At 60.3% G+C, this 20,383-nt stretch carries 17 protein-coding genes and 1 pseudogene; 8 read left to right on the plus strand and 10 right to left on the minus strand.

All coding sequences use genetic code 11. The annotated features are described in order from the left end of the window. Window positions 1-233 precede the first annotated feature (233 nt). Complete coding sequence (locus tag G6N74_RS04365) at window positions 234-1,007, plus strand: metallophosphoesterase family protein (protein ID WP_165114793.1); 774 nt, start codon at window positions 234-236, stop codon at window positions 1,005-1,007. A gap of 43 nt (window positions 1,008-1,050) precedes the next feature. On the opposite strand, the gene G6N74_RS04370 is transcribed toward G6N74_RS04365, so the two are convergent. The 8 genes from G6N74_RS04370 to G6N74_RS04405 all read right to left on the minus strand — a co-directional run bounded on the left by G6N74_RS04370 (window position 1,051) and on the right by G6N74_RS04405 (window position 10,015). Further along, the gene (locus G6N74_RS04370) at window positions 1,051-3,381 is read right to left on the minus strand and encodes a polysaccharide biosynthesis tyrosine autokinase (RefSeq protein WP_165114796.1); all 2,331 of its coding nucleotides are present in this window, start codon (window positions 3,379-3,381) and stop codon (window positions 1,051-1,053) included. Window positions 3,382-3,579: 198 nt separating this feature from the next. After that, entirely contained in the window at window positions 3,580-4,476 is an 897-nt protein-coding gene (locus G6N74_RS04375) for a UTP--glucose-1-phosphate uridylyltransferase (RefSeq protein ID WP_165114798.1), read from the minus strand. A gap of 63 nt (window positions 4,477-4,539) precedes the next feature. Beyond that, window positions 4,540-5,502: a glycosyltransferase family 2 protein gene (locus G6N74_RS04380; RefSeq protein ID WP_165114800.1), complete on the minus strand. Its 963-nt coding sequence runs from the start codon at window positions 5,500-5,502 to the stop codon at window positions 4,540-4,542. Further along, window positions 5,492-6,457 (minus strand): glycosyltransferase family 2 protein, encoded by a 966-nt coding sequence (locus tag G6N74_RS04385; protein ID WP_165114802.1) that lies wholly within the window; start codon window positions 6,455-6,457, stop codon window positions 5,492-5,494. The genes G6N74_RS04380 and G6N74_RS04385 overlap by 11 nt, the downstream gene beginning before the upstream one ends. Further along, on the minus strand, window positions 6,454-7,455 hold the full coding sequence (locus tag G6N74_RS04390) for a glycosyltransferase family 2 protein (RefSeq protein WP_165115633.1): 1,002 nt from the start codon (window positions 7,453-7,455) through the stop codon (window positions 6,454-6,456). Before G6N74_RS04390 ends, G6N74_RS04385 begins: the two co-directional genes overlap by 4 nt. A gap of 8 nt (window positions 7,456-7,463) precedes the next feature. Next, on the minus strand, window positions 7,464-8,639 hold the full coding sequence (locus G6N74_RS04395; RefSeq protein ID WP_165114804.1) for a glycosyltransferase family protein: 1,176 nt from the start codon (window positions 8,637-8,639) through the stop codon (window positions 7,464-7,466). 11 nt (window positions 8,640-8,650) lie between these two features. Continuing rightward, the gene (exoK, locus tag G6N74_RS04400; RefSeq protein ID WP_312857841.1) at window positions 8,651-9,472 is read right to left on the minus strand and encodes an endo-1,3-1,4-beta-glycanase ExoK; all 822 of its coding nucleotides are present in this window, start codon (window positions 9,470-9,472) and stop codon (window positions 8,651-8,653) included. A gap of 159 nt (window positions 9,473-9,631) precedes the next feature. Further along, window positions 9,632-10,015: a hypothetical protein gene (locus G6N74_RS04405; protein WP_165114470.1), complete on the minus strand. Its 384-nt coding sequence runs from the start codon at window positions 10,013-10,015 to the stop codon at window positions 9,632-9,634. 664 nt (window positions 10,016-10,679) lie between these two features. On the opposite strand from G6N74_RS04405, the gene G6N74_RS04410 reads away from it, so the two are divergent. Then, a complete protein-coding gene (locus G6N74_RS04410) occupies window positions 10,680-11,639 on the plus strand; it encodes a glycosyltransferase family 2 protein (protein ID WP_165114806.1) in 960 nt (319 codons plus the stop codon). Between the two features lie 11 nt (window positions 11,640-11,650). Beyond that, complete coding sequence (locus G6N74_RS04415; RefSeq protein WP_165114808.1) at window positions 11,651-12,604, plus strand: polysaccharide pyruvyl transferase family protein; 954 nt, start codon at window positions 11,651-11,653, stop codon at window positions 12,602-12,604. A 59-nt stretch (window positions 12,605-12,663) separates the two neighbouring features. On the opposite strand, the gene G6N74_RS04420 is transcribed toward G6N74_RS04415, so the two are convergent. Both G6N74_RS04420 and G6N74_RS31475 read right to left on the minus strand, forming a co-directional pair. Beyond that, window positions 12,664-13,662 carry a glycosyltransferase family 2 protein gene (locus G6N74_RS04420; protein ID WP_165114810.1) on the minus strand — a complete coding sequence of 333 codons (999 nt, stop codon included), beginning with the start codon at window positions 13,660-13,662 and terminating at the stop codon, window positions 12,664-12,666. Window positions 13,663-13,976: 314 nt separating this feature from the next. Next, window positions 13,977-14,087, minus strand: a pseudogene (locus G6N74_RS31475) (exopolysaccharide production repressor protein); the annotation flags it as partial. 622 nt (window positions 14,088-14,709) lie between these two features. On the opposite strand from G6N74_RS31475, the gene G6N74_RS04430 reads away from it, so the two are divergent. The 5 genes from G6N74_RS04430 (at window position 14,710) to G6N74_RS04450 (ending at window position 20,307) form a co-directional block, all read left to right on the plus strand. Next, on the plus strand, window positions 14,710-15,390 hold the full coding sequence (locus G6N74_RS04430) for a sugar transferase (protein ID WP_165114814.1): 681 nt from the start codon (window positions 14,710-14,712) through the stop codon (window positions 15,388-15,390). Between the two features lie 163 nt (window positions 15,391-15,553). Beyond that, the gene (locus G6N74_RS04435; protein ID WP_246245642.1) at window positions 15,554-16,738 is read left to right on the plus strand and encodes a polysaccharide biosynthesis/export family protein; all 1,185 of its coding nucleotides are present in this window, start codon (window positions 15,554-15,556) and stop codon (window positions 16,736-16,738) included. Window positions 16,739-16,755: 17 nt separating this feature from the next. Beyond that, window positions 16,756-18,021 carry an O-antigen ligase family protein gene (locus G6N74_RS04440; RefSeq protein ID WP_165114818.1) on the plus strand — a complete coding sequence of 422 codons (1,266 nt, stop codon included), beginning with the start codon at window positions 16,756-16,758 and terminating at the stop codon, window positions 18,019-18,021. Continuing rightward, window positions 18,021-19,067, plus strand: a complete 1,047-nt coding sequence (locus G6N74_RS04445) for an acyltransferase family protein (RefSeq protein ID WP_165114820.1) — start codon at window positions 18,021-18,023, stop codon at window positions 19,065-19,067. Before G6N74_RS04440 ends, G6N74_RS04445 begins: the two co-directional genes overlap by 1 nt. A gap of 139 nt (window positions 19,068-19,206) precedes the next feature. After that, window positions 19,207-20,307: an OmpA family protein gene (locus G6N74_RS04450; RefSeq protein ID WP_165114822.1), complete on the plus strand. Its 1,101-nt coding sequence runs from the start codon at window positions 19,207-19,209 to the stop codon at window positions 20,305-20,307. Window positions 20,308-20,383 lie beyond the last annotated feature (76 nt).

Consider the following 20,383-nt stretch of genomic DNA (forward strand, 5'->3'; position numbering starts at 1 on the left):
CAACATCGCAGCGTGCCACTGAGGCAGCTCCCATCCCTGGCGCCCTGCATGCAGGGCCAGATGCCGGCCGACTTGCGGCTGGCACAGGACATCGACACCATGTAAGCCGTTTGGGTGGTTCAAATGTGAATGTTGTGCAATTTCTGCGCGATTTCCGATTCACGAAATGCAACGTCGTTTAATACAAAGGCTGCAATGGGAGCTGCGTCGCTGGAAAGCAGAGATTATCGCCTATGAAGAAATTGGCAGGCCTGTTTGGTCTGGACAAAAACCCGGGGCGGGAACGGCGCGCCCGGTTGAAGATCGAGACCGCGGGAGCCGCCGTCTACGTGATCGGTGACGTCCATGGCTGCCTCGACCTGCTTCTGGCGCTGGAGCGCTTGATCGTGGCCGATGCGCGCGATCTGCCGGGGCGCAAGATCATCCTCATGCTCGGTGACTATGTCGATCGCGGGCCTGCCTCCGCGCAGGTGATCGATCACCTGATGGCCCCGCCGCCGGCCGGTTTCGAGCGCATCTGCCTGGCCGGCAACCATGAAGTGGCGATGTTGGACTACATCGACAGGCGACTGACGCTGGGCGACTGGATGCATATGGGGGCAGGGCCGACACTTCTGTCCTACGGGGTCGACCCCGAACGCCTCGGCTCGATTTATCAGTCCCGGCAGGTCGACGACATGATCAGGCATGCCATTCCGGCAGGACATGTCGCGTTCCTGCGGTCGCTTCCGATTCTCATCGAGGCGAAGCGATACATCTTCGTCCATGCCGGCATCCGGCCCGAACTCGATCTCGACCGGCAGTCGGATGACGATCTGGTCTTCATTCGCACCGCCTTCTACGAGAAGGCGCATCTGATGAAGAAATATGTCGTCCATGGCCACACGCCGGTCACGGAAGCGAAGCTTGAAGGCACGCGCATCAATGTCGATACGGGCGCCTTCTTCTCCGGACGGCTGACCGCCCTGCGGATATGGCAGAACAAGGGCCGGTACCTCACGACCTGATCCGAGCGGCAGGCGGCTTCCTCGGGCGGAAACCGTCAGGCCCTCAGGCTTTTGTCAGGCCGGCCTGCTCGATATAGTAGGACGAGTAACGGTCGAGATATTGTTCCGAGCCGCCATAAGCGCCGTAACGCACCAGCTTTTTCATGTCCGTCTTGTTCAGGATGATGCCGAGCAGCTTGGAGGCGATCTGCGGTTCGCCCTGCAGCGTCGCCTTCACCAATGCGCGCGGCGTCACGCCCCACTCGGAGACCATCACGAATCCATCGGCAAACGGCGCGAACGCCTTGGCGTCGACCACCGGGCCGAGCGGCGGCAGGTCTACGACGATGTAATCATAGGCGTTGCGGGCGTCGGTCAGGAGGTCGTTCATTCCCGGTCCCGAAAGCAGCTCGCTGGTGTGCGACAGCCGCCCGCGAACCACGGCGGGGATGATGTTGAGCTTGGTCGTGCGGTCGACCATGACCGTGGTTTGCCAGCGCTGCTCGCCGACGATCGCCTCGACCAGCCCTCTGTCCGGGGACAGCGACAGTCCGCGGCTGAGGCCCGGGTTGCGCAAGTCGCCGTCGATCAGCAGGGTTCTCGCGCCGTTGGCGGCCAGAAGCCCGGCGAAGTTCGCCGCAACCGTCGTCTTGCCTTCGCTCGGCAGCACGGAGACGAAACCGATCACCTTGCAGGGCCTGCCCTGCAACACGACATCGCAGGCGATCTTGGCGTTGCGAAGCGTCTCTGCAAACGACGACGAGGGGGCATTGATCGCGACCCGCAGAATACGTGGCGTGACGGGTTCCGGCCCTTCGCGTGGCGGTTTGTCGGCGCCATTTGCACCGTTCTTGGGTGGAGCACTGGAAAGGCGCGTACCGACGATCGGCAGATAGCCGAGGAAGTTGATGTTGAGCGATGCGCGCACGTCTTCGCCAGTGCGGAAGAACCGCTCGCGGAACTCCTGGAAGGCGCCAACCCCGGCCCCGCCAAACAGGCCGAGCACCAGCGACAGGCCGAGCACCATCGTCTTCTTGGGGCTTGAGGCGCCCACCGGATCGACGGCTTCCGAGATCACGCGCGCCTTGGCGATCGGGAAGGAGCGCTGCTGCGAGGCTTCCTCATGGCGGGCGAGGAAAGTCTGGTAAAGCGTCGCCAGTGCTGCTGCCTGCTGTTCGAGTTCGCGCAACTGCACCATCGACTGGCTGGTTTCGGAGCTTTCTCCGGCCATCAGGCCGACATTGGCGCGCAGCGAATCCTCGCGCGATTTTGCAACCTCATATTCCGTGCGGTAGCTCTCCGTGAGCTGGTTGAGTTCCTGGAAAATCTGCCGCGAAAGGTCTCCCTGTTCGCGCCGCAGCGCGACGGCCTGGGGATGATCCTGGCCGAAACGGTCGCTGATCTCGCGCTCGCGCTTGGTGACGTCGAGGTAGCGCCCCTTCAGGTCGTTGATGACCGTGTTGTTGCTGCCCTTGTCGGAGGGGATCGTCGCGTTCTTGACGGCGTTATCCGGGCCGCTTTCGATGATCGACTTGAACTGGTTGTAGCGCGCCAGCGCGTTTGCGGTATCGGCTTGCGCCAGGATGAGCTGGCTGTTGAGGTCGGCGAGTTGCCGCTCGGAGATAAGCTCGCCCCGGGCCGAGGTCAGGCCGTTCTCGGCGCGGAATTTTTCCACGGCAAGTGCTGCGGCCTGCGAACTGTCGCGCAATTCGGCCAGCCGCCCCTGAAGCCAGACGGTTGCTCGCTGCGTGGCATCGAAATTGGCGTCGAGCTGATCGGAGAGATAGGCATTGGCATAGGCGCGGGTGATCGCGCCGGCGAGTTTCTTGTCGTAGGCCTGGAACGACAGGTCGATGACATAGCTGCGCCCCACACGCTCGGCTGACATGCCGGCCTGCAGCAGTGCTGTCGCCTTGCCGATCTTGCCGTTTGCGATCGAGGTCGCGGAGAGTTCGGGCTGCGAGGAAAACAGGCCGATGACCGACTTGATCTGATCCTTGACCCAGCCGATCGGCGAGCGCGGCGGATTGAGAAACGCGTCGTTGTTCTGAAGGTTCTCGGCCATCACCACCGCGCGGGCGAGGCGGGCCGATTTCAGGATTTCGACTTCGCTCGAAACCATCGAGTCCGCCTGAACGCGGGACGGCCCTGAATCCTTCTCTTCGGCAAACTTGGTCAGCGTGTCATCAAGCAGGATGCGGGTGCCCGATGTGTATTGGGCGGGCGTGAACAGAAGATAGACGACGCCGAGCGCAAGGCCTACCGCCGCGCAAAGAGCCACCACGCGGATTTGCCGCATAGCGATAGTCATCAGGCGTTCAAGATCGATGAAGCGATCCGCCTCATCCGGCTCCACGGCCAGTCTGCTGTTCAAGGGAATGTTTCTCTGGTGCATGATTTCGTCGACGCCAGGCGTCACTTTCGTTTTGGATGCTCTTCGATCTCATCCGATGTGCTCCGCCACTGTGATGCGGCATCAAGCATGGTTATGAGGCGAGAATGCGTTTGCGGCGGCCTTGCGCCGCTATCTATCTTCTTGACGATCATGCCATGTCGCGGCCGATACGCTCGGCCGCGACGAGCAGTGTTTCGATCAGGCTGCCGCGCTGCGGCGCTGCTGTGACGCGATCATTTCGACGATCGGGTCGAACACGAGATCGCGGATGTCGTCGCGTGCCAGCGCGAAAGCAACGTTGGCCTGAATGAAGCCTTCCTTCGAGCCGCAGTCGAACATGCGCCCGTTGAAGGGTGCCGCGTGGAATTCCTGTGTCTGGGCGAGCCGCTTCATCGAATCCGTAAGCTGGATTTCGTTGCCAGCACCGCGCTCCTGCGTGCCGAGGAGGTCGAACACCTCAGGCTGCAGGATGTAGCGGCCGTTGATGTAATAGTTAGATGGTGCGACGGCGGGCGCCGGCTTCTCGACCATTTCGGTGACCGCAAATCCGGTGCCGACGTCCTTGCCCTTGCCGACGATGCCGTATTTGTTGGTTTCGGTCGGGTCGCACTGCTCGACGGCGATGACATTGCCGCCGGTCTGCTCATAGAGCTCCATCACGCCGGCAAGGCAGCCCTTGTCGCCAAACGACACCATGTCCGGCAGCAGCAGCGCGAACGGCTCGTCGCCGATGATATCGCGCGCGCACCACACTGCATGGCCGAGACCATGCGGGGCCTGCTGACGGGTGAAGCTCACCGCGCCCGCGCTCAACTGGATCTTGTTCAGCGAAGCAAGCTGCTCCTGCTTCTTGGAGCGCGTCAGCGTGTCCAGAAGCTCAGGCTGGATGTCGAAATAGTCTTCGATGACGTGCTTGTTGCGGCCGGTGACGAACACGATGTGCTCGATGCCCGCTTCCAGCGCCTCGTCGACCGCATACTGCACGACGGGACGATCGACCACCGTCAGCATTTCCTTCGGCATTGCCTTGGTTGCCGGCAGGAAACGTGTTCCAAGCCCAGCGACCGGAATCACTGCTTTTCTGACTTTTTTCATTCTATCATCCCTGCTTTGAGTGCTTTTTTCAAAATATCCCCCGTCCAATTCCGAGATTTCAGATTATCCTGCCTGGCCGGCCGCCTTTCGGCTTCGAAGCGGTTCGGCAAACCGTCGCAGCCGCGCTGCGATCGGCATTCTGAGATGCGTCAGCGCGACCGGATCGCGCAACGCCGCGCCCATCGCCTTGAGTGGCGCGCGGTCCTTCAGGTGCTGTACGAGCGCCAGAAACGATGCCGCCTTTTCAAGGCTGCGGGTGCGCCGCGCCTGCGCCGATTTGGCGGCATCATCAAGGCGATGCTCGCGCAGGAACGCTGCGTCAGCCTCGAACATCGCCTTGACGTGATGCTGCTCAAGCACGCGCGAAATGGAGCCGTCGCGGATGTGGTAGCCGTAGCCGGGTTCCGGCTCGGCCACGCAGCGCCCGCCCTTGGCCAGTGCCGAAGCGAGGAAGATATAATCCTCGCCGATGCGCAGCTTCTCATCGTAGCGCAGCTGATGTTCCTCGATGAAGCGACGCTCGAATATCGGCTTCATGTAGCCGTAGTTGAACGTGCCTTCGAAAAGGATGTTCGCGGCAATGAAGTCGGCCAGCGTGATCTCGCTGACGCCTTCAAGATGCGAATGGGGAAACATCGTCTCGCGTGTGCCGGGCTCTTCACGGATCACATCCAGATTATCGACGGCAATCTGTGCGCCGGCAACTTCTGCTCGTCGGATCATCCGGGCGAGCCGCTCAGGCTGGACCGTGTCGTCCGCGTCGAGCACCGCGATCCAGCGGCCGCTGGCAGCTTCCAGCCCTGCATTACGCGCGCCGCCGGGACCACGATTCTTGTCGAGAGCAATGACCTTGACCGTCTCGGGCGGAAAGGACCGCGCGAGCTCGACGGTGCCGTCACCCGAGCAGTCATCGACGACGACAACCTCGACGGACACTTCCCGCTGGCCGAGCGCGCTTTGAACGGCCCGGGCGAGGAAAGTTTCAGCATTGTAAGCCGCGATGACGAATGTCACGTCAGGCTGCATTGCTGCTTCTCCGCGCAGGTTCATGGTCACCATATTGTTTGATTTCGCGGACGCCGAGAAGTCCACTGACGACGCCGATATGCATAACGCCGCGAAGGGCGAAACGGTTGCGTCGCTCCGGCAATATTGCGAGGCCTGCGGCTGCCGCGAAGCAATAGGCTGCCTTTGCCGAAGCAAGCCCGATCTGGGGCAGGGCAGAGCCCGCCGATGTCTGCCGCTCGACAATCAATCTGCCGTGGGTCTGTCCGGAGCGGAACTTCCGCTTCATCAGCCACGAAAACTGTGCCCGCTTGGCCGGCACAGGCTCATAGACCCAGGCCTTTGGTGCGAAGGCTATTCTGCCGCCGGCCTGATGCAGGTGGGTGAAATATTCGGTGTCTTCGCCGCCCGTCTTGCCCAGTGCCAGGTTGAAGCGGCGTCCGGCCACCGGCTTTGCAGCACGGCGCAGCAGCACGTTGCAGCTATAGCCTGTCCGTATCTCGCCCTTGACCCAGACCGGCAGCGTCGAATGGAAGTCACCCCGCGCCATCCAGCCCGGAGCGCCGTTCCCATATGTCGCTTCGACCGGCCCGAGCACGGCATCCGCGCCGGTTGCGAGTGCTACGTTCATGAGTTCCGAAAGCCATTCCTTCGAGACGGTCTCGTCGTCATCGATGAAGGCGAGAAAATCGCCCGAACTGTTTTCCAGGCAGGCATTGCGCGCGATCGAGATGTTGGAGGCCGGGCAATGCACGTAGACCACCGAAAACGGCAGCTTCGCGGCAATGGCATAGACAAGGTCGCGTGCGCTCGGCTCGGCGTCGTTGTCTGCGACGATGACCCGAACCGTCGTATGCGGCGGTATGGTCAGCGCGCCGAGCGACAGCAGCGTCTCTTCCAGTTCCGGGCGGCGATAGGTGCAGACGCAGACGTCGATCCGGGTCGGCTTGGTGGCGGCTTCGTTTTGCTTGTTCATGATGCCGGTGCCTCTTTCCTTCGAAAATCGAGGAGTTGGAGCCAGAAGCCCGCGGACCATGCCAGATGCATGACCATCGCCGAAAAGCCGGCCAGCGGCCCGTAGGGGTTGCGCTGGCTGAGTGCCATCCAGACGCCGTAACCCAGGCATGCCGCCGCCCAAAGGACTGCCGGAACGACGGCAGCCCAGCTGAGGAACGCCAGCGATGTCCCGGCAACGACCGGAAACACCATCAGCGGAATCATCTGTCGAATCTTGGGCATGGCGCGGTGCTTCAGAATGTTCTTGGCGCGACCCCTGCCGTAGCCCAGATACTGCCGGAAGAGCGCCGGCACGGACGCACGCGGATAGTAGACCATGAACGTCTTGTCGGTCATCCAGAGCCGGTAGCCTGCAGCCCGTAGCCGATAGTCGAGTTCGGCATCCTCATTGTGGCTGAACGTCTCGTCATAGCCGCCAACCGCACGAAACGACTTCACCCGCATGAAGGCGTGGTGACCATGATCGGTCCAGTGACCCTTGGCCCCTTGGCGGTGTGGCGAGCCGCCATTGCCGAGCTTGGAATTCTGCGCGATCGCCGTCGCTTTCTGGAATGCGCCGAAGCCGCGCGTCGCCATCGAAACGACCACCGAATCCGCACCTGTCTCGTCCGCATCCTCGATCAGTCGGTCGCAATAGTCGGCGGGGTAATCGCCATGCGCATCGATGCGGATGAAGCTCGTGAACTCGTCGCCAAATCTTTCGACGGCGAGATTGATGGCAGCACTCTGTATCTTCTTGGGATTGGGAAGCAGCGTCACGCGCGGGTTTGTCGCCGCGATCCTTTGCACGATCGCCTGCGTCCCGTCGGTGCTGCCGCCATCGGCCACCACGATCTTCATGTCCAGCCGCTCGACCGAAGGCGTCAGCCGGTCGATCAGCGCCTCGATATGCGCTGCCTCGTTCAGGCAGGGAATCACCACCATGCAAGGGGTTGCCGGCAAGGCTTCGGTTGTCATTTCAGCCATCATGCCGCCTGCAACATTACGTTTGGAACGCGCACAGGTCTCAAGCCGGCCAATCGCTCGACCAGCGCCCGGCAATCGCGCGCATCGCAGACCCATGTTCCGCGATCCTCGGCCAGGATTTTCCGGCGGGAAGCGGTATAGGTTTCGGGTGTAAGGTCTTCGAAAAGTGCCTCCAGCGCGTCAACGGACGGCTCGTTGAGCAGCTTGCCCAGATGCCGGTCGGCCAGGAAACGCCCGGTTTCGGTATTGCGCATGGCAATCGGAACCGCGCCGTAGCGGCAGCCTTCGTAGAGCCGGTTCGGCAGCAGCCAGCTCGAATTCAGCCCTTCCTCGAAGAAGTCGATCGCCCAGGAGAAATGCACCTCGCCATAGACGCGGGGCAGGTCTTCCGGGTTGCGATAGGCGCCCTCGAAACGCAGATAGGGCTCGGCGGCAACGAAACCGTCGAAATCGGTAAATTCGGAATAGGCCGGCCGCCCGCGCAGCACGACCTCGAAGCGGCCCTCCATGCGGCGGGTGAAGGCGGCGAGAAGCTCCAGCGATTTGCGGCAGCGCAAGGCGCCGAACCAGCCGATCGTCCAAGGCTCGCCGGGCGTTGGCCCTTCGAGCTTCTGGTCGGCAGCTTCCGTCCCGCCGTTCAGTTCCAGCACCTTGTTCTGCAGCAGTGCTACAGGGGCATCGATCTGGCGGAAGCGCTGGAAATAGTCGCGCACGAAGGCGGGTGAACTGGTCATCAGCAGCGATGCGTTCCTGCCCAGCACGCGCTCGGTGCGCCGCAGCGCCCGCGAAATGCGGTTCTGCCCGAGCAGCAGGCGATGGATGTCAAGGCACTCATAGACGATGGGCGCATCGTTGGAAAACAGCGCCTTTGCACGGTTGGCCAGTGCCAGCATTTCCAGATTGCGGCCGATGATGACATCCGGCTTGCGGATGCCCTGCAGCTTGCCGCCGAGCGACAGAGCTGCCTTTGCGATCGCCACGATGCGCTGCGCGAACCGGCCGTCCTGCGTCGGGCCGAGATCGATCGGCGACAGTGACTCGAGACCGGCCACGGGCTTGTCGGCGCGCTTGAAGCCCGCCAGCGTGACATCCGCGCCACCGGCCTGCAGCATGATCACCCGCCGGCGCACTGCCGGATCGGAGAGATCATGCACGAGATAAAGAACGTGCAACATGTGGGACCCAGCTATTTCAGCTTGCAGACAACCGATTCAGGGAATTGGCACGCATCGCCTTCGGCGGTGTAAGCGATGCGATCGATCTCGGCCGTTACCGGCGCGCCGGGATCAGCGAACGTGCCCATCCAGGATTTCAGGATGTCGCTGCTCCACAGGCTGACGAAAATCTTGGACGCGTGGGTCGGCAGCTTTGCCGGGTCCGTCGCTTCGCCGACGAGTTCGCCGTTGACGTACCAGCTGATCCTGTCCTGCTTCCAGACGAAGGCGTAGTCGTTGAAGCGCTGGTCGGCACCGCCGGGAACATCGACCAGCTTGGCATCGCCGACAGGCTTGCCGTTTACATACTGGTTGATCTGCACCTTTGCCGGGTTCTTGCCGAGCACTTCGAAATCGATCTCGTCATGCGGCTGCTTGTCGACCGGGCCGATATAGGTGAAGAAACCGGTGTTGAGGCCGGAGCCCTTGGCAGCCTTCATGCGGACTTCGTAAGTGCCGTAGCTGTAGCGCTGCTTGGTCTGGATCTCGCCGCAGGCATAGTCGAGGTTCTTTATCGACTGCTTCTGGAAGCCCAGCCGCAGCATGCCGTCCGAGACCTTGACCCGATCCTTCGACCAGATGCAGTTCTGATGCTCGCCGTTCGTCCAGCCGTCGGAGACATACCACTGCTTCCTGTCCAGCTTGTCGAAATTCTCGACGAAGGATTTTCCCGAGGCTTTCTTCTCCTGCGCGTGGGACGCATTCATCGTGCCCACGGAAGAGACGAGGAGGGTGCCGACGCAGAGAATGATAAGCGTCAGGCCGCGCCGTGCCGTGCCGGTTTCGTTTGAAATCACGTGGCTTGCCACCTTTGTTTTGGCGGCGCCTCCCACGCCCACCTGTTCAAGTCACAGCATCGAAATGCTGCACTGCACATAGGTCGGTGGCAAGTTCAGAATGTGACGTGGGGCCTAATTTCGGCCTCGCGTCCGGTAACATTTTATAAGCGCACGTTAACCCTGTTCGGCCGCGGCGGGGTTCGCCGAGGCACCGTCGCCTGCGTTTGCTTGGGAAAATTGCTCGATGCGCCCGCGCAGTTCGGTAACAAAACCGATCTGACCGTCAAGCGAGGCAAGCCGCTTGGTGTAGCGGATCATCGCTTCGGTCAGTTCATCTATCTTCGATGACATGCCGGCATCGACGCGATCGTCCTCGAGCGCCTGCTGGGAGAAGGCGGCGTCGGCCGTCACCTTGTCGTAGCGATTGCGCAAGCCATTCTTTTCATTCTCGATTTCGTCGTGAATCTCATCGAGAACCTGCCTCAGCCGTTGCATGCGGCCGGCATCCGTCTCGCGGTCGCGATTCGGGTTGCGGGTTTTGAAGCGGAAAAGAGCCATATCGTTGCGCCTTGTCGAATCGCCATGCGGCTTGGCCAGAGCTTACAGGAAAATCTCACCGACCCCCGAGATAAACAAGAGGATGAGGGCGCCTGACCCTCACCTCGACCATGGTCGCCAGCGCGTGCCGCTCGCGGCTGAAAACCGAACAAGGCTGGAGCCGCGGCTGGCGGCGCGCCGACCGGTTCCGAAGCCGTCTTCCGATGAGGCTCGCGCCGGCAATTGTGCACTGCATCAAAAGTGAACGGACTGCGTCGCTGCAAAGCTGGATTGAGGTGAGAAGGACCACTATCCTGAGAAGGTATGCGGTGAAAGATGCGCGCTCGGATAGGTGCGGTGACAAACTTCAGCCCGAATGTGCTGGTTTGGGACCGATCGCTCCAGCCGACATCATTCGTCACAGTTTCGGGTTAGTGGCAGGCAGCATGGACCGGCGTCGTTTGGCTCTCGGTGGACGCCTTGTTCTCCAGCAAGCCCGGAATTAGAGCGTGTCGCGCAAAAGTGTGTAGCGGTTTTGCGATAACGACATGCGCAAAAACAAAGACTTAAAGCGCGGAAAGCGAATCTGAAAGATCGCGACGCGCTTTAGCCAGCCGACCAGAATTCATCGAGCGCTCATCGATAGCCTGCGAGCCTCTCCCCTAGACTTCATAAGGCGCAAGAAATGACGAAGTGCACAGCCATTATCCCTTACTACCAGCGGCAGCCCGGAATACTGCATCGCGCGCTGAAATCGGTATTTGCGCAGACCCATCCGGACTTCGACGTGATCGTCGTGGACGACGCTTCGCCGTCGCCCGTGGAGCTGGATCTGGAAGGGTTTTCGCTGGAGGAGCGGGCCAGGATTACCGTCATAAAGCAACCCAATGCAGGCCCGGGGGGAGCACGCAATATGGGCCTCGAGCACATACCCGCTGATAGCACCTATGCCGCCTTCCTAGATTCCGACGACGAGTGGACACCCGACCACCTCAAGAACGCGGTCGCCGGCCTGTCACTTTTTGATGCAGATTGTTACTGGGCCTCGATAAAAGGCGGCGACGCCTTCTATTACCACTTCGGCGTGTCGGCCCTGGCCGACGTCACCACCGTCAACCGCCTGTCGGAAGAACCGCCGATCGTCGAGGTGCCCGACCTTGCCGGCGTGATGCTGAAAAACTGGAGCTTCATGCACCTATCCTGCATGGTCATCGGCGAAAACCTGTTCCGCAAAGTGCGCTTCGAGGCTGAGTTGCGGCTTGCGGCGGAAGATGTGCTGTTCTTCTACGAATGCGTGCGCAACGCGCAGCGCAGCATCCTCAGCGAAACCGTCGGTGCGACGCGCGGCGAGGGCATCAACATCTTCCACGGCCTCGACAACGATTCACCGCAATTCCTGAAGCAGCAGTTCAACACCTGGGTGGCGCTGGACCGTCTCGAAAACGGCTTTCCACACAAGCCGGAAGACAAGGCTTCGATCGAATCCTACAAGCAGACGGCGCGCCGTCAGGCCCTGTGGGGCCAGATGCGGCTGGTGCGCAAGCGCAAGGTGCCGCAACTGGGGCTGTTGGCCGAATGGGCGTGGCGCGACCCGAAAATTCTGCGCAGCGCGGTGGAACTCGCCGTATCCAAGATTTCTCGATAGGCGAGGGCGTCATGCATCCATTCTATTGGGAATCCGCACACGGCAATTTCGGCGACGACCTCAATCTCTGGCTCTGGGACTTTTTGCTGCCAGGCTTTCGTGAGGTTCATCCGGAAGTGCTGCTGGTCGGTGTCGGCACCGTGCTCAATCAGGCGCTGCTGCCGGCCGGCGTCAAGAAACTCGTGATCGGCAGCGGCTTCGGCTACGGCACGCTGCCCGATTTTTCCGACAAGTCGGAATGGGACGTTCGCTGCGTGCGCGGTCCGCTGACTGCCGGCAAGCTCGACATCGATCCTGAGCTTGGCATCATCGACCCGGCTGTGCTGGTCGCCGACATGCCGGAATTCCAGAACCTGCCCAAGACCGGCGGGCCGATCTTCATACCCCATTGGGAATCGACGGTCGGCGGCATCTGGCCTATCGTCTGCAAGGCAGCCGGTCTCGGTTATGTCGATCCCTGCGGCGAGGCGAAGTCGGTTATCCGGTCGATCGCACAGGCCGAACTCGTCGTTGCCGAATCCATGCATGCCGCGATTCTCGCCGATGCGTTCCGCGTGCCGTGGGTGGCAGTCAGCACCTCGCGCAGCATCAACAATTTCAAGTGGAACGACTGGGCCTCGACCGTGAAGGTCGCCTACAAGCCGTTGCACGTGCCGGTTTCGTCCCGCGCCGAGGCGATCACCAAGGGCGCGCGTTTCTGGGGCGTCGATTTCGAGAACAAGGCGCCACCGCCACTCGACGATCCCAACAAGCGCAGCTTTGACGAAAGCCTCGTCATGACCCGCAACGATCCGCGCCAGTCGACTTTGCGCACAATGGCAAAGCAGGTGCTGGCGGCTCCGTCGACGCTTGCTCTGCGGCAGGCGCGCCGCGCCGTGCCCCAGCTCAGCGCCGACAGCGTGCTTGCCGAGCGCAAGGAGCGTTTTCGCGAAGTGCTGGCCGGGATACGGCGTGATTATCTCTAGAGCAATTCCAGGAAAAGTGTGTCGCGGTTTTCCGTTCGGAATTGCGTAAAAACAAATAGTTAGATGACGCGCGCAGGCAGCAGGTAGCGCGGCGGCATCGGTTTGTCGCTTGCCGGCCTGTGCCGCGACTTGCGCGCTTCGAGCTTGTCGGCGGCGACGCCACCGACAATCGACGGCAGGGAGGCCGGGTTCGTCAGCGCGGTGAGGCCGGCTCTTGCGAGCCCGGCCTTGGCTTTCAAATCAAGGAAGTTGCGCAACTCGTAGCGTCCGCGAATGTGGCGTTCGTGCAGGCGCAACCAGCCTTTCGCTTCCCTCGGCAGATCCGGCGAGGCGAGGATGGCCCGGTCCGCTTCATAAAGGCGCTTGAGATCGAGCGTGCGGTGCCGGCCGCTCAGCGAGTCCGGTCGCACCACCGCGCCATAGCCGCAGCCGTGGAGGATCTTGTAGCGCGCGCCCTTCACCAGCGCGCGTGCATAGAGGTCGTAATCCTCGCCGAGCCGCAATTCTTCCTTGTAGCGGATGCCGTGCGCGTTGAGAAAATTGCGGCGCATGACCGGCTTGAGAAAGCCGATCTCGCCGCGCGCCTTGCCGCGCCGGGAAATATTGCCTTCGATGAAGCCGCCAAGGTCGAGGAAGCGGGGTTCTGCGGCGAAATATGGAACGTCCGGTTCGGCGATGTCGCCACGGGCGTCGATGAAGACGATGTTGTCGGCAACGAAATCCCAGTCGTCATTGTCGAGAAGCCGGTCGAAACGGCCTTTCAGGAAAAAGTCGTCCGCGTCGAGTATTGCGATCAGCGGGGCCGTCGAATTGGCGATGGCATGGTTGCGGGCAAATGCTGGCCCCTTGTTGGTATCGAGCCGAAGAACCTTGAGGCGGCCTGTTCCGTCATCGGCAGCAATCGAGGTTTCCGCCGTACGGTCGCTCGAACCGTCATCGACAACGATGACCTCGGCGGTCTGCCGCTCGCGCAAGGCGGAGCTTATGGCCCGCGAAATCGTGTCTGCCGCATTCTTGGCTGCAATGATGACGCAGACGCTAGCCTCGGATGATGTCACGTGCACCTCTTTCAATCCGCTTGTGGATCACCGCTCGACAGCGGCGCGCCGCTTCCGGCTCCAATACAGGCAGATTGTTCGCAGTTGCGAAAGGCTATTTCATGACATGCGGGAGGTCGCAGCAGTGATTAGGGGTGCTGCGAACCGGAAACGCCGGGCAGCTGGCTGATCTTTGCCGAAGGCTGTTCCTCCGGGCCCGTGGTTTGAATTGAATCGTCGGAACGGCTTGCAGCGCCCCGCGAATTCTTGCCGCCCGAGCGCCAGACCATGAACAAAACAGCGGCGAAATAGCCTATTTGCAAGAGAATGGCGCAGATCACGGTCTGGATGAAAGTAGTCCATAGCGATTGCGTAACGACGTAAGTCGTGATGGCAAACACCACCAATACGCCGACAAGACCGCGCAAGAATAGCAATAAGGACATTGTTATATCCTCATGCCATTAGTGTAATAGTTTCGGTTGCCCGAAATCATGCGCAGATACCTCCCTCCCAAACACACACCTACGATCTGCAGCCAGCACGCAATCTGATCTTCTGATTTTTCGGAGCCGTACGCCACTGCAAAGGCGCGTATAGAGGAGATATATTGAACCTGAGGTGAACGCGCAACATCACGAATTGGTTTCTCATCCATTCTTTCATTGTGCATCGCTTTGAATCCAAAGGATGTTGCAGCGCAATATCGGTTGGAAATAATTTCAATCATGACATAGATTTATTGGGCTAACATAGGTTAGAATATTAAGGATATACAAGAATGAGTTCAATTTTCTTCCAAGAGTTCCTCAATAAAGTTTGGATTGATTATAAGTATTATAAATAGATTTCAAAAAATGCACCTAAAACGATCAATTTTTACTAAAGCTCGCGGTAAAATATCCTCACCTAAATCGACTGTTATGTAAACGAGCGTCACAAATTATGATCTAAATCGGTTTTCCCGTCTGATTTTGATCACAGACATGACATATCCCCCGGTGTACAAATGTTATGTTGCGTTGCAGCATTTCGCATCGTTCCTGACCATTCTCGTGGAGCAGCCAAATGAATTACGCCGCCGTACTGGCAAACCTATCCCGACGATTCCGATCCGGCACCGAAGCCCAGCCGCCGATCGGAGGAGCTATCAAGAGGGGCTTCGACATTCTCGGTGCTGTGGGAGGACTCGTATTACTCAGCCCGCTTTTTCTGATGCTGGCAGCCCTGGTCAAATTCTCTGACGGCGGCAGCATTTTTTATGGCCATCGCCGGATCGGCCGGAATGGCAATGTGTTCCATTGCCTGAAGTTCCGCACCATGGTGCAGAATGGCGATGACGTTCTGGCAGCCTATCTCGCCACCAACCCGCAGGGCCGCGAAGAGTGGGAAGCCACGCGCAAACTGCAGAACGACCCGCGTGTGACCAGGGTCGGCACCGTCCTGCGCAAGCTCAGCCTCGACGAACTCCCGCAGATCATCAATATCCTGCGCGGGGATATGAGCATTGTCGGCCCGCGTCCGGTGGTGAAGGACGAACTCGAGCTCTACGGTCAGGCGGCAGACTACTATCTGAAGTCGCGTCCGGGCCTCACCGGCCTTTGGCAGGTCAGCGGCCGCAACGACGTTTCCTACAATGCGCGCGTCGCCTTCGACCGTCACTATGTCGAGAACTGGTCATTCGCTTCCGACCTGAAGATCATCTTCAAGACGGTTCCGGCCGTTTTCTCGTCGCGCGGCAGCTATTGACCACGCAATAAAGGCCGTTCCGTACGTTCGGGCCGGCCTGCGCTTCGGCGCCAAACACCAGATGACCCGACAAACGCAGCCAGAAAGGCATGCTTTGACTATATCCCATCCCGTATGGCGCGCCGGCAGGCGTTTTTTCTGCTTTAGCGCGGCCGCTATCGTCATGCTTCTGCCCATGGCGGCACAATCTGCCGACTATCAGCTCGGCACCATGGACAAGCTGCGCATCCGCGTCGTCGAATGGCGCACGGCAGAGGGCGCTGTGCGCGACTGGTCGTCGATCAGCGGCGACTACACCGTCGGCCCGGCGGGCAACATATCGCTGCCTTTCATCGGCGAGATGCCGGCGTCAGGCAAGACGACCACTGAAATCTCGACCGCCATCGGCGAGGAACTGCAACAGAAATTCGGCCTGCTCGACAAGCCCGATGCCTCCGTGGAGCTTGCCGAGTTTCGCCCGGTCTTCCTTTCCGGCGATGTGGAAACACCCGGCCAATACCCCTTTGCACCCAATCTGACGGTGCTGAAGGCGCTCAGTCTTGCCGGTGGCCTGCATCGTGCCGATTCGGGTCAGCGCATAGAACGCGACTTCATCAACGCGCGCGGCAACTACGATGTTCTCGTGTCGCAGCGAAACGGCCTTCTCGCCCGGCGCGCGCGCCTGATTTCCGAGGCGGAAGACAAGGATATCGAGTTTCCCAAGGAGCTGCAGGACAGCGCAGACGGAAAGAAGCTGATCACCGACGAGACCAATTTCAAATTGGCCCGCGCAAAGAAGCTCCGCGACCAGCTCCAGTCGAACGAAGACCTCAGGAACCTCCTGCAGAGCGAGATCGCCTCGCTTGAAAAGAAGATCGTCACGCAGAACCGCCAGATGGAGCTGTATCGCAAGGAACTCGACAGCATCGGCAACCTGGCCGATCGCGGACTTGTGGTGAATTCGCGTGTGCTTTCGCTCGAGCAATCCGTATCCGACCTGCAAGGCAAGGTGCTCGACATGGAAACGGCGTCGCTGCGCGCCAAGCAGGACATCAGCAAGGCAACGCAGGACGCCGCCGACCTTCAGAGCGATCGCGATACCGAGATCGCCCAGGACCGTCAGTCGACGGAGGCCGATATCGAGGGCCTGAGCCTGAAGATCGGCATGTACAAGGATCTGATAGCCGAAGCGTTGTCGCATGATCCGGCCGCCGGGCGCAGCTCAAGCGCCGGCGAGGCCCCGCCGGTCAGCTACTCCATCGTGCGGGACAACGACGGAAAGGCCAGCGAGATACCGGTAGACGAGAACACGCCGGTGCAGCCGGGTGACGTCATCAAGGTCGGGATATTGCCGATCCCCGCTAACTGATCGGCGGTGGACCGGATATGAAGATCGCCAAGGCACGCTTTGTCAGTCCCGACCATAATTTCTGGTATGGCTTCTTTGCGATCACCTTGTCGGTCTTCGTCTTCGCCTATTCGAGCCGCTTCGGCCAGGTTTCGATCCTGGCCTATTATGCGCTCTGGTTTCCGTTGATCCTGATTGACTATCGCCACTCGCTCGGCAACTACGCGAAGTTCTACTGGATCTTGGCCTTCGGCATTTTTGCCTGCCTGTCGGTTTTCTGGTCGGCAGCCCCTAGCGTCACCATGCGCGCCAGCCTTCAATATATGACGCATATCGTCTGCGCGCTGATCGTCGCGCGCACGATGAACATCCGCACGTTGACGATGGGCATGCTCGCCGGCGTCTGCATGGTGGTTCTCTTTTCGCTGGCATTCGGCGGCTACAATTACGATTCGATGGACGGCAATTTCAGTTTCGTCGGCGCTTTTTCGTCCAAGAACCAGCTCGGCTTCTACTGCTCGGTGGGCATTTACTTTGCCTTCGCCGCCATTTTCATTCTGCGCGAACGCGGCATCTGGCGTCTGCTGGCCCTTGGCACGCTGGTTCTCGCCGGCTACGCGCTGCTCGCCTCGCAATCGGCAACCTCCATCATCGCGACCGCCGGAACGCTCGCGGTCGTAATCGGGTTGAGCCTCCTGCTGCTGTTTGCGCCGCGCACGCGAAAGATGTTCTTTCTCGTCGGCCTTATAGCTGCCATCGGCCTCGCTTTCGCCGCCATCAATCTCGGCGGTCTCGACCTTCTGCTCGGTGCCTTCGGCAAGGACACGACGCTGACCGGCCGAACCTATCTGTGGGGCGAAGGCATAGCCGCCTGGCGCCTGTCACCCTATTTCGGCGTCGGTTACCAGGCCTATTGGGTCCAGGGTTTTTCGGAAGCCGAGCGGCTCTGGGAGGAATTCTACATCGCCTCGCGCAGCGGCTTCCATTTCCACAACACCTATATCGAATTACTGGTCGAGCTTGGCGTGGTCGGGCTTTTCCTGCTCGCCGTGGTGATCGTCCGGGTTCCGGTCGGCCACCTCATTCGGCTTCTTGATGACCGCGACGATGTCGCCTCCTACGTCGTCTTCGGCATGTCGGTCATGCTGGTCGTGCGCTCCTTCTTCGAGGTCGACATGATGCATCCTTATGCGATCGGCTCCTTCCTTCTCTATTATTCAGCCGGCCTGCTCGCGACCTCGCAATCGACGCGACGCTACGAGGCGCCTGCGAACCAGCACGAAATGCAGATGCGTCCCGCCTGATGAAAAAGCTCTACGGTATCCAGTATCTACGCGCCTTTGCAGCGCTTGCAGTCGTCGTCTTTCACGCCGCCGAGCGCACGGGCGGGCACTTCGCCATCGGGGCTGCCGGCGTCGACGTGTTCTTCGTCGTCAGCGGCTTCATCATGTGGACGCTTGCCCAGTCGCGGCCCGTCACGCCCTTGCAGTTCCTGCGAGAACGGCTGGAGCGCATCGCACCGGTCTACTGGATCGCCACGGCCGTGATGGTCGCAGGCGCATTTGCCGGGCTGTTCCCGAACATGAAGCTCACGCTCGGCCATGTGCTGGGTTCGCTGTTCTTCGTTCCGCACATTTCGCCGAGCAATGGCGAGATCTGGCCGGTTCTGGTCCAGGGCTGGACGCTGAATTACGAGATGTTCTTTTATGCCGTCTTTGCCTGCACCTTGCTGCTGCCAGCGGCCAGACGCCTGCCGGCGCTTGCGGGCTTGTTCATCCTATTGACCGCCATAGGCCTTTCATTCGACAGCGATAATCCGCTTTTCCGTACCTATACCAACCCGGCGATCCTCGAATTCCTGCTGGGCGCGGTCATTGGCAAGTTCTGGCTGGAGGGCAAGATTCCGTCGCCGGCGAGTGGTCTCGCGCTGATCCTGCTTACCGTTTTCGGCTTCGTTTTCGTTGGCGTCACCTATGTCGGCTTTCATCCCTTCGTCTTCGGTCCACTTGCCGTCGCCCTTGTAACTGGTGTGCTTTCGCTGGAGCGCGCTGGCATGATTTCCGATTTTCGCCCGCTGACATGGCTCGGCGACGCCTCCTATTCCATCTACCTCTGGCACACGCTGGCGGTTTCGGTGGTGGCGAAATTCGCGCCGGCGATATCCTTGCCGGCTCCCCTTGCGCTGGTCGTTGCCGTGCTTGCGGGCACCGCGGTCGGTGTTGTCGCCTACGAACTGCTGGAAAAACCGATTGCTGCCGCTTTCAAGGCATCGCGCCGGCGCGGCGCAATCAGGGCGTCGACCATGACACAGCCTTCCGAGCGCGGAATCGAAGCAGTGACGAAGACATAACTTCGTTCCGCGAAGTCGAGGCCGAATTTTTCTCGAGCCGAAAAATAAAATTGGCCTATTCAGCAGTAAAGCGTAATTGCGTTTCTTGTTGCTCGAAGGTATTTTTGCCCACCTGCGATGAGCGCAGTGGGGGAAGATTATGCAATTTTCGGATTCCGGGGTCGCAACGCTGTTTTGTGCGGCCATTCTTCTGTTTGCCGGCGTAAATCTTGCTGCCGCCGATGCCACTATTCCCACTGCCGACATCGAAGGTGCCGCCGACAATGCGCTGGCCAAGCGCTATGACGGCTCGTTCATCGTCAGCTACGAGAAATTCTCCTACACCGATTTCACCATTCCGCTTTCGCCGCTGAAGCCCAGCGAGGACGAAGATGCGCGCGATTCCAGCAACAACCGCGTTTTCGCCCCTGAAAAGAAGGTCGAGGTCGAAGGCGCGTTGACCCGCATCGCCTATGTGCTGCCCGGCGAACGCTCGCCGCTGGAAGTGCTGCGTAACTATCAGGATGTGATCGAAGAGGCCGGCGGCGAAGTCCAGTTCGAGTGCAAGAAGGAAGAATGCGGCGGCGACGCCACCCGTTCGAGCAGCGGTGGCGGCGGCCATATGAGCCTGATGCAATACTTCTTCCACGAGGCCGATGTGAAGGATACAGCCTTTTCCAACGGCAATTGCGCCCTGACCGCCGGCATCAATGACCAGCGCTATTTCACCGCCAAGGTGCCGCAGTCGGCCGGTGACGCTTACGTCACCGTACAGGCCTATCAGTTGGTCGACGACCTCTATTGCAAGGAATTCAACGGGCGCACCATTGCCGTCGTCCAGATTCTGGAACCGAAGCCGCGCGAAAAGAAGATGGTTCTGGTCGAGGCCAAGGAGATGGCCGATTCGTTGAGCGAAAAGGGCAGCATTTCGCTCTATGGCATCCTGTTCGACACCGACAAGACCGACATCAAGCCGGAATCCGAGCCGACCCTGAAGGAAATCGCGGCCCTGCTGAAGAACGAGCCGAATATCTCCGTCATCGTCGTCGGCCACACCGACAATCAGGGCGCCTTCGATTACAATCTCGACCTGTCGTCGCGGCGCGCCAATGCCGTGAAGGATGAGCTTGCCGCCAAATACGGCATCGAAGCTGCTCGCCTGACCGCCGCCGGCGCCGGCATGATGGCACCCGTCGCCAGCAATGACGACGAGGCCGGCCGCGCCAAGAACCGCCGCGTCGTGCTGGTCAAGCTCAACTGAGCAGGCATCGGGCTTCAGCCTGCCGATTTGCTTCGGATGATGGTAGACTGTGACTGGACGCGCGGCCGTTTCGTTG

The organism is Mesorhizobium zhangyense (assembly GCF_011045115.1).
Classification (GTDB): domain Bacteria; phylum Pseudomonadota; class Alphaproteobacteria; order Rhizobiales; family Rhizobiaceae; genus Mesorhizobium_M; species Mesorhizobium_M zhangyense.

What these genes read in the sequence shown, in the direction of transcription:
- G6N74_RS04365 (WP_165114793.1), top strand. Translation starts at nt 234, where the DNA reads ATGAAGAAATTGGCAGGCCTGTTTGGTCTGGACAAAAACCCGGGGCGG.
- G6N74_RS04370 (WP_165114796.1), bottom strand. Translation starts at nt 3,381, where the DNA reads ATGCACCAGAGAAACATTCCCTTGAACAGCAGACTGGCCGTGGAGCCG.
- G6N74_RS04375 (WP_165114798.1), bottom strand. Translation starts at nt 4,476, where the DNA reads ATGAAAAAAGTCAGAAAAGCAGTGATTCCGGTCGCTGGGCTTGGAACA.
- G6N74_RS04380 (WP_165114800.1), bottom strand. Translation starts at nt 5,502, where the DNA reads ATGCAGCCTGACGTGACATTCGTCATCGCGGCTTACAATGCTGAAACT.
- G6N74_RS04385 (WP_165114802.1), bottom strand. Translation starts at nt 6,457, where the DNA reads ATGAACAAGCAAAACGAAGCCGCCACCAAGCCGACCCGGATCGACGTC.
- G6N74_RS04390 (WP_165115633.1), bottom strand. Translation starts at nt 7,455, where the DNA reads ATGACAACCGAAGCCTTGCCGGCAACCCCTTGCATGGTGGTGATTCCC.
- G6N74_RS04395 (WP_165114804.1), bottom strand. Translation starts at nt 8,639, where the DNA reads ATGTTGCACGTTCTTTATCTCGTGCATGATCTCTCCGATCCGGCAGTG.
- G6N74_RS04405 (WP_165114470.1), bottom strand. Translation starts at nt 10,015, where the DNA reads ATGGCTCTTTTCCGCTTCAAAACCCGCAACCCGAATCGCGACCGCGAG.
- G6N74_RS04410 (WP_165114806.1), top strand. Translation starts at nt 10,680, where the DNA reads ATGACGAAGTGCACAGCCATTATCCCTTACTACCAGCGGCAGCCCGGA.
- G6N74_RS04415 (WP_165114808.1), top strand. Translation starts at nt 11,651, where the DNA reads ATGCATCCATTCTATTGGGAATCCGCACACGGCAATTTCGGCGACGAC.
- G6N74_RS04430 (WP_165114814.1), top strand. Translation starts at nt 14,710, where the DNA reads ATGAATTACGCCGCCGTACTGGCAAACCTATCCCGACGATTCCGATCC.
- G6N74_RS04435 (WP_246245642.1), top strand. Translation starts at nt 15,554, where the DNA reads ATGCTTCTGCCCATGGCGGCACAATCTGCCGACTATCAGCTCGGCACC.
- G6N74_RS04440 (WP_165114818.1), top strand. Translation starts at nt 16,756, where the DNA reads ATGAAGATCGCCAAGGCACGCTTTGTCAGTCCCGACCATAATTTCTGG.
- G6N74_RS04445 (WP_165114820.1), top strand. Translation starts at nt 18,021, where the DNA reads ATGAAAAAGCTCTACGGTATCCAGTATCTACGCGCCTTTGCAGCGCTT.
- G6N74_RS04450 (WP_165114822.1), top strand. Translation starts at nt 19,207, where the DNA reads ATGCAATTTTCGGATTCCGGGGTCGCAACGCTGTTTTGTGCGGCCATT.